General features: G+C 46.7%; 16 protein-coding genes. 6 read left to right on the top strand and 10 right to left on the bottom strand.

Going from position 1 to position 16,158, the window contains the following annotated elements:
- From LDL18_RS03705 to LDL18_RS03695, 3 genes are all read right to left on the bottom strand, one after another.
- A partial coding sequence (locus LDL18_RS03705) for a cysteine synthase family protein (RefSeq protein ID WP_296507038.1) occupies window positions 1-681 on the bottom strand: 681 nt, incomplete at its 3' end.
- Between the two features lie 203 nt (window positions 682-884).
- Window positions 885-1,793, bottom strand: coding sequence for an RNA polymerase sigma factor RpoH (gene rpoH, locus LDL18_RS03700; protein WP_296507037.1), 909 nt, complete (start codon window positions 1,791-1,793; stop codon window positions 885-887).
- 52 nt (window positions 1,794-1,845) lie between these two features.
- The gene (locus LDL18_RS03695) at window positions 1,846-2,799 is read right to left on the bottom strand and encodes an RluA family pseudouridine synthase (protein ID WP_296507036.1); all 954 of its coding nucleotides are present in this window, start codon (window positions 2,797-2,799) and stop codon (window positions 1,846-1,848) included.
- Between the two features lie 56 nt (window positions 2,800-2,855).
- Between LDL18_RS03695 and LDL18_RS03690 the strand changes: the two genes are divergently transcribed.
- The 4 genes from LDL18_RS03690 (at window position 2,856) to LDL18_RS03675 (ending at window position 4,809) form a co-directional block, all read left to right on the top strand.
- Entirely contained in the window at window positions 2,856-3,299 is a 444-nt protein-coding gene (locus LDL18_RS03690; RefSeq protein WP_365974664.1) for a M67 family metallopeptidase, read from the top strand.
- A gap of 117 nt (window positions 3,300-3,416) precedes the next feature.
- Window positions 3,417-4,043, top strand: coding sequence for a histidine phosphotransferase family protein (locus tag LDL18_RS03685; protein WP_296507034.1), 627 nt, complete (start codon window positions 3,417-3,419; stop codon window positions 4,041-4,043).
- A 171-nt stretch (window positions 4,044-4,214) separates the two neighbouring features.
- Window positions 4,215-4,469, top strand: coding sequence for a glutaredoxin 3 (gene grxC / locus LDL18_RS03680; RefSeq protein WP_296507033.1), 255 nt, complete (start codon window positions 4,215-4,217; stop codon window positions 4,467-4,469).
- Between the two features lie 37 nt (window positions 4,470-4,506).
- Entirely contained in the window at window positions 4,507-4,809 is a 303-nt protein-coding gene (locus LDL18_RS03675; protein WP_012817168.1) for an SCP2 sterol-binding domain-containing protein, read from the top strand.
- Between the two features lie 76 nt (window positions 4,810-4,885).
- On the opposite strand, the gene LDL18_RS03670 is transcribed toward LDL18_RS03675, so the two are convergent.
- The 7 genes from LDL18_RS03670 to LDL18_RS03640 form a co-directional block, all read right to left on the bottom strand.
- Window positions 4,886-6,244, bottom strand: a complete 1,359-nt coding sequence (locus LDL18_RS03670) for a tetratricopeptide repeat protein (RefSeq protein WP_296507032.1) — start codon at window positions 6,242-6,244, stop codon at window positions 4,886-4,888.
- 173 nt (window positions 6,245-6,417) lie between these two features.
- Window positions 6,418-7,542, bottom strand: coding sequence for a hypothetical protein (locus LDL18_RS03665; RefSeq protein WP_296507031.1), 1,125 nt, complete (start codon window positions 7,540-7,542; stop codon window positions 6,418-6,420).
- The gene (locus tag LDL18_RS03660; RefSeq protein ID WP_296507030.1) at window positions 7,532-8,182 is read right to left on the bottom strand and encodes a cysteine hydrolase; all 651 of its coding nucleotides are present in this window, start codon (window positions 8,180-8,182) and stop codon (window positions 7,532-7,534) included. Before LDL18_RS03660 ends, LDL18_RS03665 begins: the two co-directional genes overlap by 11 nt.
- Before the next feature lie 37 nt (window positions 8,183-8,219).
- Window positions 8,220-8,945 (bottom strand): hydroxyacylglutathione hydrolase, encoded by a 726-nt coding sequence (gloB, locus tag LDL18_RS03655; RefSeq protein WP_296507029.1) that lies wholly within the window; start codon window positions 8,943-8,945, stop codon window positions 8,220-8,222.
- A 41-nt stretch (window positions 8,946-8,986) separates the two neighbouring features.
- Window positions 8,987-9,400 (bottom strand): VOC family protein, encoded by a 414-nt coding sequence (locus LDL18_RS03650; protein WP_296507028.1) that lies wholly within the window; start codon window positions 9,398-9,400, stop codon window positions 8,987-8,989.
- A 202-nt stretch (window positions 9,401-9,602) separates the two neighbouring features.
- Window positions 9,603-10,628 carry a tetratricopeptide repeat protein gene (locus LDL18_RS03645; RefSeq protein ID WP_296507027.1) on the bottom strand — a complete coding sequence of 342 codons (1,026 nt, stop codon included), beginning with the start codon at window positions 10,626-10,628 and terminating at the stop codon, window positions 9,603-9,605.
- A 25-nt stretch (window positions 10,629-10,653) separates the two neighbouring features.
- Window positions 10,654-11,397, bottom strand: coding sequence for an alpha/beta hydrolase (locus tag LDL18_RS03640; protein ID WP_296507026.1), 744 nt, complete (start codon window positions 11,395-11,397; stop codon window positions 10,654-10,656).
- 263 nt (window positions 11,398-11,660) lie between these two features.
- On the opposite strand from LDL18_RS03640, the gene thrS reads away from it, so the two are divergent.
- Window positions 11,661-13,640 carry a threonine--tRNA ligase gene (gene thrS, locus LDL18_RS03635; RefSeq protein WP_296507025.1) on the top strand — a complete coding sequence of 660 codons (1,980 nt, stop codon included), beginning with the start codon at window positions 11,661-11,663 and terminating at the stop codon, window positions 13,638-13,640.
- A 13-nt stretch (window positions 13,641-13,653) separates the two neighbouring features.
- The coding region (locus LDL18_RS03630; protein WP_296507024.1) for a [protein-PII] uridylyltransferase at window positions 13,654-16,158 on the top strand (2,505 nt) is incomplete at its 3' end.

Genomic DNA, 16,158 nt, shown 5'->3' with positions numbered 1-16,158 from the left:
CACGAAACCTGCACCAATGCCCTGAATAGCATGTGCGCCCGCTTTGCCGCCTGCCAAAACCGGAGAAGTTGCCGGTTCAACCGCAAAAATCTGGATATCCGGCCATTTTTTACGGAGGCTTTCACCGATGCCGGTTAGATGGCCGCCAGTGCCGACGCCGCTGATCAAAGCATCAATCGGTGTGTCGGCGAAATCTTTCAAGATTTCCTGCCCTGTTGTGGTGGCATGGATATTGATATTGGCTGGATTTTCAAATTGCTGAGGAATCCAAGCGCCTTCGGTTTTTTCGGCTAATTGGCGGGCGCGCTCGATAGCGCCAGCCATGCCTTTTTCTTTCGGTGTCAGGTCAAATTCGGCACCATAGGCCAGCATCAAACGCCGTCTTTCAATCGACATTGATTCAGGCATAACCAAAATCAATTTATAGCCTTTGACAGCAGCAACCATAGCAAGACCGATTCCGGTATTCCCGCTGGTCGGTTCGATAATCACGCCCCTTTTTTTCAATTTGCCGCTTTTTTCGGCATCTTCGATCATAGCGAGGGCGATACGGTCTTTGATTGAGCCGCCCGGATTACTCTTTTCGACTTTTATCCATACTTCATGGTCAGGAAACAGCTTATTGAGACGCAGATGAGGCGTATTCCCGATCGCTTCTAAAATACTATTGATTTTTGCCATTTTTCCTGTCCTTAAAAATGCTTGTCTAGGCAGAATAATCTGTTCATTTATATGTAGGGCGCGTCTTTTCTTTTATAAGGAAGGCGGGAACGGTCTGACAATTAAACTTTACTATCAGTGTGTCAGGAAATTCTTTTCTATAAAAAAACGCCCCACCGTGAGGCAGGGCGTTTTGTAATGCGATGACCAATGGCGTAAATCACCTATGCCATAGCGGGTAACAGTTTTCTGTCTCCGGCGAGTTCCATGATCGCCTTTTGCAATTTATCGAAGGCTCTCACCTCAATTTGACGGACACGTTCACGGCTGACCCCATAGACCTGACTTAATTCTTCCAGTGTTTTTGGGTTATCGCTTAACCGTCTTTCTGTCAGAATATGTTTTTCACGGTCGTTCAGTTTATCCATCGCTTCAATCAACAATTTATGACGAACGAGGCTTTCTTCTTCCTCTTCGATTTGTTGGTCTTGTAGCGGCTCCTGATCGACCAGCCAGTCTTGCATCTGGCCTTCGCCGTCTTCCCGCATCGCGATGTTAAGCGAGCTGTCCCCACCCATCGCCATGCGGCGGTTCATATTGACGACTTCTTCATTGCTGACCCCAAGATTGGTCGCGATGGAGTCGACTTCATCCGGCTTCAAATCCCCGTCTTCAAAGGCATTCATATTGCTCTTTAAACGCCGGAGGTTGAAGAACAGCTTCTTTTGTGCGGCAGTGGTTCCCATTTTAACGAGACTCCACGACCGCAGGATATATTCCTGAATAGAAGCCTTTATCCACCAAATGGCATAGGTGGCGAGGCGAAAACCGCGTTCGGGGTCAAATTTTTTGACACCCTGCATCAGGCCGATATTGCCTTCTGAAATCAATTCGGAAACAGGCAGGCCATAGCCGCGATATCCCATCGCGATTTTGGCAACCAGACGTAAATGGGAGGTTACCAGACGGCTGGCGGCTTTCGGATCTTGGTGTTCCTGAAAGCGTTTAGCCAGCATATATTCTTCTTCCGGTTTTAAAATCGGAAATTTGCGGATATCGGCCAAGTAATGGTTAAGACTCTGGTCACCGCCCAATGCAGGAACCACTGCCGGAAGGGTGCTACTGGTGGCCATTTTGATCTTTCTCCCGTCTTCCCAAATTTGCTACCTACGAATAGTTGGCTGTTTAGTTACGATTGCTTATCATAAGCATCTTGAATAAAAGCTGCATATCTTGGGGCATTTCCGCATCAAAGTCCACCTGTTTACCTGAAATCGGGTGAATAAACCCCAGATGGGCAGCATGTAGAGCCTGCCTTTGAAAAGCCAACGATTGTAATAACGCATGATGCGCCTTTTTGCTCCGTCCATAAACGGGATCACCCAATAAAGAATGACCGATAGAGGACATATGCACCCTGACTTGATGCGTCCGGCCTGTTTCAAGGCGACATTCTATAAGGGATGCCTTTTTTAAAGGCGTAATCATACGATAATGGGTGACAGCGCGTTTGCCGCGTCCATCCGAGACAATCGCCATTTTTTGTCTATTGATGGAAGAGCGCGCCAAAGGGGCATCCACATGGCCTTGAAGGCTGGGATGGCCGTCAACAATCGCCTGATACCGGCGGTTAATCGAATGGTCGGCAAATTGTGCTGCAAGGCCTGCATGAGCGGGATCGGTTTTAGCTACCACCAATAGGCCGCTGGTGTCCTTGTCAATCCGATGGACAATACCCGGTCTTGCTACGCCACCGATACCGGATAATTTTCCGGCGCAATGATAAAGTAGCGCATTCACCAAAGTATTGTCATAATTACCGGCAGCAGGATGCACCACCATACCTGCCGGTTTATTGACCACCAGCAGATGTTCATCTTCGAAAACAATTTCCAGCGGGATATCTTGTGGTTCGTTATGTGCCGGACGGGGAAGGGGAATATCAACGGTAAAGCAATCAAGGCTTTTGATTTTGAAAGCCGGATCGCGCACCAATGTCCCTTGGCTGTTACTAACGCAGCCGGAGGAAATGAGGTTTTTTAGTCTTTCTCGCGAGAGGCGGGTTATCAAACTGGCCAAAGCCCGATCCAAGCGCCAGCCGATCATTTCTTCTGTTAACGTCACTTGTTCTGTCGGCATTGCTTTTCTATCAAGCTCCCTTGGATTTGTTCCGATGATTTGCCATGATGTTCTTTATGGCTTTCACTAATGGAATTCCGCTTTCTGACAAGGAAAGCGTGAAAATTTTTATCGCTTCGTCTTTTGTTGAAGTGATTTTACAGGCGGCTTCGGTCTGTCCTGATAAGGAAATATGCGGCCTTTTAATCGGTAACGCGCATTCTGTGACCGAAATTAGGCCAATGGAAAATAAAGCCGCCCAGCCAGAGCGTTTTTTTGAAATGGAAGAAGCCGATCTGATACGTTCCCATCGGGAAGCGCGAGAGCGGGGTCTAAAGGTCATTGGCCATTATCATTCCCATCCATCGGGTGATTGTCGTCCGTCTCATTGGGATGCAGCTTTGGCACATGATGGGCAATATTGGTTGATTGCGGCTTCCAATAAAATAGAAGGATGGTATGCCGGTAAAAACGGGGTAGTTGAAGGCATATTTCATCCTTGCCGACTTGTTGTCGAGTAAATATGCCTGAAAATAATAAATGACAGCTTGTGGTAAGTCTTTTTACTATAGCTTTAACCTATTCTATTTAAATAAGATAACCTTATTAAAATGTCAGTTTGAAGGATCTTTGACTTTATGACCATGACAGCTATCAATCTGGCAAGCTTGCTCTGCTCACGGCTTTGTCATGATCTCTTAAGTCCTGTCAGTGCCATGAATAACGGCATCGAATTGTTGGCCGACGAACATGACCCTGAAATGCGGGCGCGTTGTATTGACCTCCTTTCTGAAAGCGCCAAGGTTTCGGCTAGTAAGCTGAAATTTTTCCGATTGGCCTTTGGGCAGGGGGGCGGTTTTTCTGAAGCGGTCGATACCGAAGAAATTCGTGAGGCTATTGCTGGATTATTCGGTTTTGACCATCGCATCCAGTTGGGATGGATGGTTGATGATCCGGTGATGGAAAAACAAGCGGTTCGTATTCTTCTGAATCTGTCTTTGATTGCGTCTGATGCCTTGGTGCGAGGCGGTAATCTTGATATCGGAGCCGAAGGCAATGAAATTGTTATTCGGGCAGAAGGGCGGCGTTTAGTCTTTGATGAACAGATTGAAGCCACCTTGTTAGGGAAAACCCCGCAGGATCAGTTAACGCCGCGTTTGGTTGCGGCATGGCTTATTTATACGCTTATCAAAGAAAGAAATGGCGATTTGCAGATTGTTCGGCCAGAGCCAAATGTTTTGCTGTTTGGTATCAATTTGATGTGAGGATGAGGGCTATTGGGTTCCTGTAATTCATTGCATCACTATGATCTCAATATTTTATTTTATCTGTTCTGGGTAAAATAGTAGCCTGTTGCCAGTAACATTTAGTCGGTTACCTCCTATCTTAGAATCGGAGATAACACGGCTTTCGCTTCATTCATTGGGAGAGTATTCATGGCGCATATCGAAATTTATACCACGCGGGTTTGCCCTTATTGCAAACGGGCAAAAGCTCTGTTCGCCGAAAAAGGCGTGCATTTTGATGAATATGACGTCACGGATGACAGCGCCAAAAGAACCGAAATGATTAAGCGTTCCGGTGGCCGGACGGTGCCGCAGATCTTTATTGATGACAAGCATATCGGTGGCTGTGATGATCTGGTCAAATTGAACAGTGAAGGTAAACTCGACCCATTATTGGCAAAATAGGGTTGAGGCCGGATAAACAGCATCGAAGGAATATATTTTGGATTTTACGCAGGATCAGTTTATCGCCAAAGTCATCAAAAGTGATGCCTATGTTGCCGGTTCCAAAATCAAATTCGATTTTGGAGAAGAAGGCACCATCCTTTTGGATGGTATCAGTCGTAAAGTCGAACGGGATGATGGAGAAGCCGATAGTGTAATCAGCCTTAGTTGGGGTGATTTTAAGGCTTTGGCAAATGGTCAGCTGAATCCGATGACGGCCTTTATGACCGGACGGGTTAAAGTCAAAGGCGCGATGACACCTGCGATGCAGTTAAAGCAAATATTCCAGAATATCCGCTAATCCGGTATAATATTTTATAGTTAGAAAAGAAGCTCTGCCGAAACAGAGCTTCTTTTTTTGTCAGTGACAGAGGGGTTTAGGCGCGCTGTTTTTCAAGCTCGCTTTTGCCCTGCTGTGCCATCGCGATATATTGGCGCAGCGTGACATTTTTTTCTGCATCCATATCGTCAATCAGATGATCGTAGCTGGCTTCGGCCTCATCAAGGCGACCAAGGCTGATGAGATAAATAGCTTTTTTAAGATAGGTCGTTGCGACCCCGATCTGTAATCCGCCATTTTCTGTTTTGGAAAAACGGGTCAGAAAATCATCATAAACTGGAAGGGCTGCTTCAGGGCTACCATGATCGCCGAGATGACTGCCTTTGCTGAATAATGCCCGCGCGACATAAAGCTGTAAATTAGGATCTTCGCTTTCGCCAAAACGGGCAAGGAGATCGTCATAGCTGGCAAGCGCTTCCGTATCCTGTCCAGCCTGTGCCAAGCTGATCGCTTTATTGATCAAGGCCGTAGCAATCATGATATGAATAGACGGATCTTGTGAATCCGAAAAACGAGCAAGAAAGCGATTATAGCCGTCAATTTCTTCTTCGACGCGACCTTGTTCGCTTAATAAACCCGTTTTTTCAAAAAAGCTGTTGGCAACGATTTTGGCAGTGGCATCGTCTTCAGTGTCGATGAAACGCTGAATAAGCGCATCATAAACGGCAATGGCTTCTTCGGTTTGATTGAGGTGATAAAGCGCGGCGGCTTTGTTGAATAAAGCCTTGGCGATGCCATTTTGAACTTCTTTATCATCAACATCCGAAAAGAGGCTGATTAACTGGTCGTAACAGGCGATTTCTTCTTCTGTCCGTTCCAGTTTCTTTAAGGTAACCGCTTTATAGAATAACGCCTTGGCAACATTATTCCGCAATTCCGGCGTTTCGCTGCCCGAGAACAGAGAAATAAGTTCGTTATAGCAGCTAAGCGCTTCTTCGTCTTTTTCGACGGCATCAAGATTGCCTGCTTTGTTGAACAAAGCCTTGGCAACACAAATCTGTAATTCGGCTTCCTGACTATCGCGGAAACGGGTGATCAATTCATCATAAACCGGATGGACTTCTTCATTCCGTTTGGCTTTGCGAAGCGTTACTGCCTTGTCGAACAGCGCTTTTCCAGCGAAAATCTGTAAATTGATATCTTCGGCTTCGATGAAGCGGCTTATTAAAGCATCATAGGCGATAAGCGCATCGTCAATCCGGTTCATGGCAGCCAAGCAACTGGCTTTGCTGGCGAGCGCCATCGCGATATAAATCTGTAAATCTTTTTCCTGCTCTTTGGAAAAAGATGCCAGCCATTCGTCATAGCTCTTTAAACGGGTTTCGTTATCTTGCTCTGTGGAGGGTTCCATCAGGCTTTCAAATTGGCTTTTCGCTTGTTCGATTATGCTATTCATGCTGCTTTTGCCGTCGCTTTTGAAAATGGAATAAGACAGGAAGTCTAGGGCTATAAAGGTCATAGAAAAAAGACGCTATCCGAAAGATCGGAAAAACTGCCTTTTGTCTTATAAAAATTGAGATCGGAAGAGGCGATAAAAGGCGCAAGGATAAGCGCCTTTTATCGGTCGAGTTACACGGTTTCGAGGCTGTTTTTCTCTTTTTCCGCCAAGATATGGTATTTTTTTAATTCCTGATTTTCGCTGTCATCCAGCGAGTTTAAAACGAGTTCGTAACAATCAATGGCTTCTTTTACCTGTCCTCTTGCAACGAGATTGGTTGCCTTTTTAATTAAAGCGGTGGCGACCGCAATTTGGAGGCTGGGTTCTTTGGTGGAAAGAAATCGGGTGATGAAGGCGGTATAAAGATTATTTTCATCTTCCCGCCGTTGCAGGCGACAGAGAATATCGGCGGCATTGATATAGGCTTTGGCCAGTTGGAACGCCATCTCATCGCTTTCGTCTTTTTCAAAGCGATGAATAAGGCCTTCATAGATTGAAAAAGCCTCTTCCAGCTGGTCATTCTCTTTAAGGGCTTCGGCTTTCTTGATCGATACCAAGGCAAGGCAAAGCTGTAAATCAGCCTCTTTGCTATCGGCAAAGCGGTTCAGGAAACAATCATAGGCCGCAATCATCCGGTCATGCTGTCCCAATTTTTCAACGCAACCCGCTTTGTTGAGCAGGGTATTGGCAACAATTTTTTCGATATTTGGATCTTTGTTATCTGCAAAACGAGTCAGCAAATCATCACAACAGGCGATAGATTTTTCTGTCTCATTCATCTTGCTGAACAAGCTGGCTTTATTGAATAAAGCCTTGGCTACCCCTGATTGTAACAAGGGTAAGGGGTTTTCCGAAAAATGCTGGACGAGCGCATCATAGCTGTCGATAGCATCCTGATATTTTTCAGCATTGCTGAGCAAGACGGCCTTGTCGAAAAGGCTTTTCCCGACATAGATTTGAAGTTCGGTATCTGACAAATTGCCGAAGCGTTCTATCAAACGATCATGGGTCGCTATTTCGGCTTGGGGATTTTGTAATATCCGAAAACAACTGGCCTGATTGGCAAGTGTCATCGCTGCATAAAGTTGCCATTGAGGTTCGGTTGCATCCTTGAGACGATCATCAAGGTCAGCATAAACCACCAAGGCTTCTTCTGTCCGTCTGGCTTTACTGAGGCTAAGGGCTTTATTGAAAAGCGCGGGAATAAGCGCTTCCAGTAAGCTATCTTTTTTTGTTGATGCGGCCTTATCCGGCATAGCCACCTCCCGAAGTGTCTGTCCGGTTTCCAGATGTGAGTTCGGTTAGGAAATCCTGATAGGGCAGGGGACGGGAGAACATCGGGAAGTTTTTAGTGACCGAAAACTGCTGTTCTTCCGCGCTGGTGGCGGCGGTGCAATCGGTCAAGGCAACGGTATCAAAGCCTTTTTCATATCCTGTCCGCAAGGTGGCTTCGACACAGCAATTGGTCAGGAATCCGGCAACCGCAAGGGTTTCAATTTTGAGCTGGCGCAGGATGAAATCCAGATTGGTGCTGTAGAAACCCGATAATCCGCGTTTGCCTTCGATAACGATATCCGTTTCTTTCACCGGAAGCTGTTCGATGATTTCAGCCCCCCAAGAGCCTTGCTGAAAAGCCTGTTTTTCAAGAATGGCTTTCAAAATGCCATGGGTTTGGGGATTCATTTCATGATAATCAGCAGTGAAGGTGATCGGACAGAAAAGAATATGCACGCCCAAAGCCCGCGCTTTTGCGACCAGATCCTGTGTGTTTTCCAACATGCCGCTGGCATCCATCACGGGTTTGACAGCTTCATAAAAAACGCCATTGGGATTGGCAAAGTCGTTCTGATATTCAATCAGAACAAGGGCTGTCTTTTTCGCTTTATCTGTGGTCACGCTATTTCCTTGGGTCGAAAAGAGGAAAAAGGATATTTTAGAAAATATCTTTGGCCTTGCGGAGTTTAGCCAATTCTTCGGGATTTTTTGCTCTCATAAAAGGATTAGTCGCTTTCTCGAGAGCAATGGTTGTTGGCAAAGTGATTTTGCCTTGGGCGCGGAGAAGATCGACTTCTTTGACCCGTTTTTGCAAGGCCTGATTATCAGGATCAACAGTCAGCGCGAAATGGCCGTTATCCTGCGTATATTCATGGCCACAATAGACCTTTGTTTCGGGAGGCAGTGCCGCAAAGCGTTGTAATGCCTGCCACATTTGTTCAGCCGTTCCTTCAAAAATCCGGCCGCAGCCCATTGCAAAAAGGGTGTCGCCGCAAAAAAGAACATGATGGTCGGGAACATAATAGGCGACATGGCCGAGGGTATGAGCTGGAATCGCCATGACTTTGGCAACAAGGCTACCTAATCCGATTTCATCGCCTTCATCGACCTTGATATCAATAGCCGGTATCGGGTGGCTTTCATGAGAAGGCCCGATGATATTGCAACCGGTTTCAGCCTTGATGACTTCATTGCCGCCGGTATGGTCATTATGCCAATGGGTGTTCCATATCTGGGTTACTTCCCAGCCTTTTTTCTGGATGAAATCCAAGACAGGTTCAGCCTGTCCCGGATCAACCACGACGGTTTTATTGCTGACCTTATCGTGAAGCAGCCAGATATAATTGGTTTCAAAGGCTGGCACTGCCACTATTTCGATAGTCATTTTAGATGTCCTTTGTCGGAAAAATGACGATAGAGCCGCTTTTACCAGCTACCCGTATTCGGCATGGATTTCCAAGGTTCTATCGGTTCTAGTTTGTCACCGGCCTGCAATAACTCGATTGAGATTTGATCTGGCGTTCTGACAAAAGCCATCCATCCGTCATGGGGCGGACGGTTGATGACATAGCCGCCGTCGATCAGTTTTTGGCAGCTGTCGTAGATATTATCGACTTCAAAAGCGAGATGCCCAAAGTTGCGGCCGCCTTCATAGCCTTTTTCATCCCAATTCCACGTCAATTCGACCTGAACATTGTCATTCGGCACAGCGAGATAGATGAGCGTAAAGCGGCCTTCGTTATTATTGACCCGTCCTACTTCCTCAAGTCCAAGAAAACTGAAAAAACGGATAGTTTCATCAGGATCGGAAACCCTGATCATCGTATGAATATAACGCATCGCTCATGCCTTTCAGAACAGATTCTACCTTGGCCTGTAAAATACCGGCTTTTGCAAAATGACTGCAACCCTTCTCTTTTATAGAAAAAAATACAGAAAAAGGCTGCCTTATCTGCATTCTTTTTGTTTTTTTATCCTATCACCGCTTATTGCTTTTATTTTTAAGATTTTGGCAGAAAAAAGCCTTTTAGTCTCAAAAATTTTAGGGTGCTTTAGGGGCTGTCGATTTTGGCTCTGTTGAAGAATTGGCAGATATATCGTCTATTTCAGAAAGTGCCTTGCGGGCGACCTCGGCAATTTCGGCAGAAGGGTTCGCTCGAATTGTTCTTTCCCATGCTGATTTTGCGGTCTCTTTATCGCCGGAAAGAGCGTAAATAAGACCTTTTTCAAAAGAGACATGGGTATCAAGTGGCGCGAATTTTTCAGCTTCGATAATATCGTTTTTAGCGCGGGTCAGATCCCCTTGATGCCGTGCCAAAGTAGCCGACATGAGCCAAGCCGTCGCATCTTTCGGAATGAGTTTGAGGGCTTTGTCGATATCTTGTCGGGCAATAGCATAGTCGCCAACAGCGACATCTGCGCGGGCGCGGTCGGATAGGGTATTGCCCCGCATCTTATCCGGCATAACCGGTGACATCAGCGCATGATCGAAAGCATTGCGTGCCGCCCCTGGATCCTGATTAGCCAAAGCGGCATTTCCGGCTTGTGACCAGAAAATAGCAGAGCGGCCATCATGTTCCAGATCGGATTCCCTTGCGGCCTGTTCAAAAGAATCGACCCCCGCAGAATACCGACCAAGCGCGACATAGGCCATGCCCAGACATTGGTTGGCGAGCACGCCGCCCGCGCTTAAACGCCATGTATTAGCAATTTCAGCGGCCTGTTCGGGGTCGCGGTCGATCATATTGACGCATTGATCATAACGCTGTTTCAAACTGGCATTTGGGACAATGACTTTTAGGGTCTCGTTATCCTGTTTTTCTTTTTTTCGATCACGGCTCTTTTTTTTTACGTTTTTTGCCGCTCCCGAAGGGGCTGATGTCGTGGTTTCTTTGGGAGAGTTAGTCAGTTTGGGGGTGCTTTCTCGAGGCCCTGTTGCCAGAAAAACCGGTGATTTGGGCAAAGAAAGCGACGGGATTTCCGAGGCAGCTTCAACCGGTGCGCTATTGGCAGCCGGTGAAGTCATCTGGTCAGTTGCAGCGAGTAAAGCAAAAAGAGAAAGGATCATGATACCTGCTTTTTATCGGGAAATATCAGGCGGGAATTTCGGCCAATAATTCGGACAGCGTATTGATAATTAGATGAATATCCGAAGAACGTGACAAGCGATGATCGGCATCTTTGACCATCGTGACGCGAATATTATCCGAGGCCAGCTTTTCGGAAAGCATCAAGGCATTTTGCCATGGCACTTCTGTATCCTTTTGACCTTGGATAAGACGGACAGGGCATTGAATGTCGATTTTTTGAGTCATGAGCAGATTTTTTTGACCGCTTTCCCAAAAATTGCGGGTGACAAAGACTTCATTACCGGCATCGTCAACAGGGATAACTAATTTTTCCTGTTTTTCGATAATCTCTTTCTCTTTTTCAGAGAAACCCCATTCCGTGAAATCAGGGGCAGCCGCCAAGCCGACCAATCCGGCAATCCGTTCAGGGCGGCGAAGTGCCGCAAGCAACATCAGCCAGCCGCCCATAGAAGAGCCGACCAGAATAAGGCGGCCTTCGGTGAGTTGGTCAATGACGGACAAGCAGTCTTCCAGCCATTCGGTTAGTGTGCCGTCTTGAAAATCGCCTTCGCTTTCGCCGCAGCCGGAATAATCAAAACGCAGGCATGAACGTTTCTTTTCAGCCGCCCATGCGCCGAGGGCGATGGCTTTGGAACCGTGCATATCGGACATATAGCCCGGTAAAAAGACGATGGTGGGCCCTGATCCTTCTAATTTATGATAGGATAACTGTTTCCCATGAGCCGATTTGATAAAAGCACTTGTCATCGTCGTAATAAGCCTACTTTAAAAAACTGTCACTTCTGAAATAACGCCAGCTTACTTACTGGATTTATAAAGCTAATATCTTTAACGCTTTTTTTAGAAGGGGTCTATCTTAACTGCTAGAATCCTGTGGGCTTGCTATTGATGATATAATGTATCATTAGCGCAGATCAGAGGTTGCAACATAAGGGTAAGACCGCGCATAAGCCTCTGAAGCGGTTTTGCCGCTTCGATATTAACATCTTTGAAATAAAAGAAAGACGAGAATGGCTGAGAAGATCAGGATCACGCTTATTGACAATTCGGAGCGCGAGGTTCTGCAGGGCACTACTACCACCCAGATCGCCGCCTCTATTTCTACATCCCTTGCCAAAAAGGCTTTGGCTGCCCGTTTTAATGGTCAGATGATAGATCTTTCTCAGCCGCTTTTGGAAGATGGCCGGTTGGAAATCATTACGGCCGACAATGAAGCCGAGGCGCTGGAACTGGTGCGGCATGATTATGCCCATATTTTGGCAGAAGCTGTCCAGAAATTATTCCCCGGAACCCAAATTACTTTTGGCCCAGTGACAGATGACGGCTTCTATTATGATTTTGCGCCGAAAGATCGGCCTTTCACCGAAGAAGATTTGCCGCTGATCGAAGCTGAAATGCGGAAAATTATTGCTGACAATAATGCCTTGGTGCGTGAAGTTTGGGAACGGGACAAGCTGATTTCCCTTTGGGAATCTGAGGGCGAAAAATTCAAGGCCGAATGGGCAAAAGAATTACCAGAAGGGCAGGAGCTGACTATCTATCGCGCCGGAGAATGGTTCGATATGTGTCGGGGCCCGCATTTGCCTTCTACCGGAAAACTTGATCCGAAGGCCTTTAAGCTGACCCGTGTTTCAGGTGCCTATTGGCGTGGTGACCAGAATAATGCCATGTTGAGCCGTATTTACGGCACCGGCTGGTTAAATGCCAAGCAGCTGAAAGCGCATCTTGAAAGGCTGGAAGAAGCCCAAAAACGCGATCATCGTCGTTTGGGTCAGGAAATGGATTTATTCCATTTACAGCAGGAAGCCCAAGGTTCGGTCTTTTGGCATCCGAATGGCTATACCATCTGGTTACAGTTGGAAGCCTATCTTCGTCGCCGCATGAAAAATGCCAATTATAAGGAAGTCAAAACGCCGCAATTGATGGATGCGGCTTTGTGGGAGGCTTCTGGGCATTGGGGCAAGTTCCGCGAAAATATGTTCGTCGTCCCTGATGAAATCCCAAGCACCGATCCAGATAAGCCGGTATTGTCGGGTAAGGGTAATCTGATGGCTTTGAAGCCGATGAACTGCCCTGCTCATATCCAGATTTTTAAACAGGGTATTCGTTCCTATCGCGAATTGCCTTTAAGAATGCTGGAATTTGGTTGCTGTCATCGTAATGAAGCCCATGGCGCTTTACATGGTTTGATGCGGGTTCGTCAGTTGACCCAAGATGATGCCCATATCTTCTGCACCGCCGAACAGATCGTTACCGAGACCAAAGATTTTGTGAATCTGTTGGATTCAATTTATCGCGATTTAGGCTTTACCAGCTATGCGGTGAAATTATCCCTGCGGCCTGAATTGCGTGCCGGTGATGATGAATTATGGGATAATGCCGAAAATGGTCTGCGTTCGGCTTTGGAACAGGTCGGTATTACCGATTATGAAGAATTGCCGGGCGAGGGTGCTTTTTATGGCCCGAAGCTCGAATTCCATTTGACTGATGCGATTGGCCGGACATGGCAATGCGGCACCTTGCAGCTTGATTATGTTCTGCCGGAAAGACTGGATGCCAGCTATGTCGCCGAAGATGGCAGCCGCAAACGGCCTGTTATGCTTCATCGTGCGATTATCGGCACCTTTGAACGCTTTATCGGTATTTTGATCGAGCATCATGCTGGACGTTTCCCGCTGTGGATGGCTCCGGTTCAAGCTGTTGTGGCAACCATTGTTTCAGAAGCAGACAGCTTTGCTGAATCTGTTGTTGAGAAGATGAAAGCTGCTGGCTTGCGGGTGGTTTCCGATCTTCGTAACGAAAAAATCAACTACAAGATTCGCGAACATAGTCTGACCAAGGTGCCGAATATTTTGGTGGTTGGTAAACGCGAAGCCGAAGAAGGCAAAGTGGCTATCAGAAAATTGGGCAGCCGCGACCAGATTATTCTTTCGGTTGATGAAGCAATTGCCTTATTGTTGGAGGAGGCCACCCCGCCCGATCTGAAATAAGTGAGGAAATTTTATGCCGGTATCTTTTTTATCCTTGGCTTCCCAGCCACAGATTATTGATTATCCGGCCATAAAAGAAGAAATTGCTTTGATTAAAAAGGCGGCAGCCGGTGATCCGGTTTCGGAATACCGTGCTGTCAGCCTTGTATTAAAACAGACGGTTTTAAAAGGACGGGAGGTCATTGCCGAGGCTTTGACCCGCCGCCCGCATCAAGGCCGAATTACGGCTTTGAGTTATGCCTATCTTACCGATCAGATTATTCAGTTGGCCTTGTATGCCATGGTCGGCAATGACGAAAAAGCGACCGATAATCTGGTTATTTTGGCGGTGGGCGGATATGGGCGCGGCGAAATGGCGCTGCATTCCGATGTGGATATCGCCTTTTTATCCCGACGATCACCCCGAAAAGCGCAAAAACAATTGATCGAATCCTTGATATCCCTGCTTTGGGATGTCGGTTTACGGGTTAGCCAATCCCATCGCAGTTTAAGCGATATGTTGAAAATGGCGAAAAAAGATATCACGATCAGAACGGCTCTTTTGGAAAGTCGCTATCTGGTCGGCGATAAGATTTTGTTTGAAGAGGCTTCGACCCGTTTTATCCAAAAGGTGGTTGTTGGTTCAGGGCGTGACTTTGTCGCTGCCAAATTGTTGGAATGGGATGATCGGCATTTGGCGCGTGGCGACAGTCGCTATCTGGTTGAACCGCATTTGAAAGAAGGCAAGGGTGGATTGCGGGATCTGCAAAGTCTGTTTTGGATCGCCAAATATCTGTATTTAGAAAAAGAAGCCCGCCATACGGTTCTGACTTCGCCTATTTTGACTGATTATGCCTTGGTAAAAGCTGATCTGATTGCGGGTCATGAGGCAAAAAGATTTCGTCGCTGTGAAAATTTTCTATGGGCGGTGCGCTGCCATTTGCATATTTTAGTTAAGCGCCCTGAAGAAAGATTAAATTTTGATGTCCAGCGCAGTCTGGCTGAAAAGATGGGCTATCGCTCGAAATCGGCAAAATCGGCTGTTGAGCGCTTTATGCATCACTATTTTTTGGTCACGAAGATGGTCGGGAATCTGGCTGCGCTTTTTATTGATGCCTTGAAAGTTAACCACTATTTGAAGCCGAAAAACAGGCGGTCGGGGGCTTCAAAACAGATTGAGGGTTTTCCGGTTATTCAAGGGGAGATTGTCCTTGATGATGATTTTTTCTTCCGCCACAATCCGGCCGCTTTGATTACCCTTTTTTCGGTAGCCTATCGTCATCGCTTGGATATTCATCCCTTGACTTTACGCCAAGCCGGACGAGATGCTCGCCTGATTGACGAGGCGTTACAGAATAACCCTGTTTGTAATGCGGCTTTTTTAACGCTTTTTACTTTGCCCTATAATCCCGCCCCGATTTTGAAAATCATGAATAATACCGGCGTTTTAGGGCGGTTTATTCCTGATTTTGGTCGGATCGTCGCCCAGATGCAATTCGATATGTATCACCATTATACAGTCGATGAACATGCCATCCGAGCATTGGATATTTTATGGCAGATAGAAAACAACAAGCTCGAAGATTTATATCCTTTGGGAAGTCGGCTGTTTAAACAACTGAATGCCCGTCTTGTGCTATATATGGCTTTGTTTTTGCATGATATTGCCAAAGGTCGAGAGGGAAGTCATTCAGTTCTGGGGGCAGAAATTGCCTTACGTTTATGTCCGCGTTTTGGTCTGACTGCGGCTGAAACCAAGCTGGTGGCGTGGCTGGTCAAAAATCATTTATTGATGTCTCATACCGCTTTTCAGCGTGATTTAGCGGATGCCAAAACGATTACCGATTTCGCAAATGCTGTCAAAAGTCCTGAAAGACTGCGTTTATTATATCTTTTAACTGTGGCGGATATCTCGGCTGTTGGCCCCCATATCTGGAATAGTTGGAAGAACCAGTTATTGACCTCTCTCTATGAGGCTTGCTCTCAATGCCTTTTGGAGGGCCCGACCGGACATGGTGCCGGAAGGCGGCAGCGGATTGAAAACCGCCAGAATGATGTCAGTGAAAAGCTGGATTGGGATAATGATTTATTGCATGCTTTGGTAAAGCGTTTGCCGGATGACTATTGGTTTTCAGAACGGACTGATGTCATTGCTGCCAATATGCAACAGATAGTGGAGACAGATAGTAAGGGGCAATCCATCTCGGTAACTGGGCATGAGATGCCCGCTTATGATGCCACAATGATAAGTCTGTATGCGATCGATCATCCTGGGTTTTTCTATCGGATTTCTGGGGCTATCCATGCGACTGGTGGCAATATTCTTGATGCCCGCATTCATACGACCCGTGACGGTATGGCGATGGATAATCTGTTAGTCCAAAATAGCCAAGGGGGCATGATTAAATCCGGTGAGCATCTGAACCGGATGATGCAGGCTATTGAGGATGCCGCCACCAGTCATATCCGAAGCAGCAATAAATTGGCAGCCCTTCGTCCCCCCCTCTTTTGGCGAGGCAAGGCCTTCCATGTCGAACCT

Origin of the sequence: Zymomonas sp. (genome assembly GCF_020216885.1) — a bacterium.
Taxonomy (GTDB): Bacteria; Pseudomonadota; Alphaproteobacteria; order Sphingomonadales; family Sphingomonadaceae; genus Zymomonas.
This window is presented reverse-complemented; position numbering and strand designations above follow the sequence as displayed.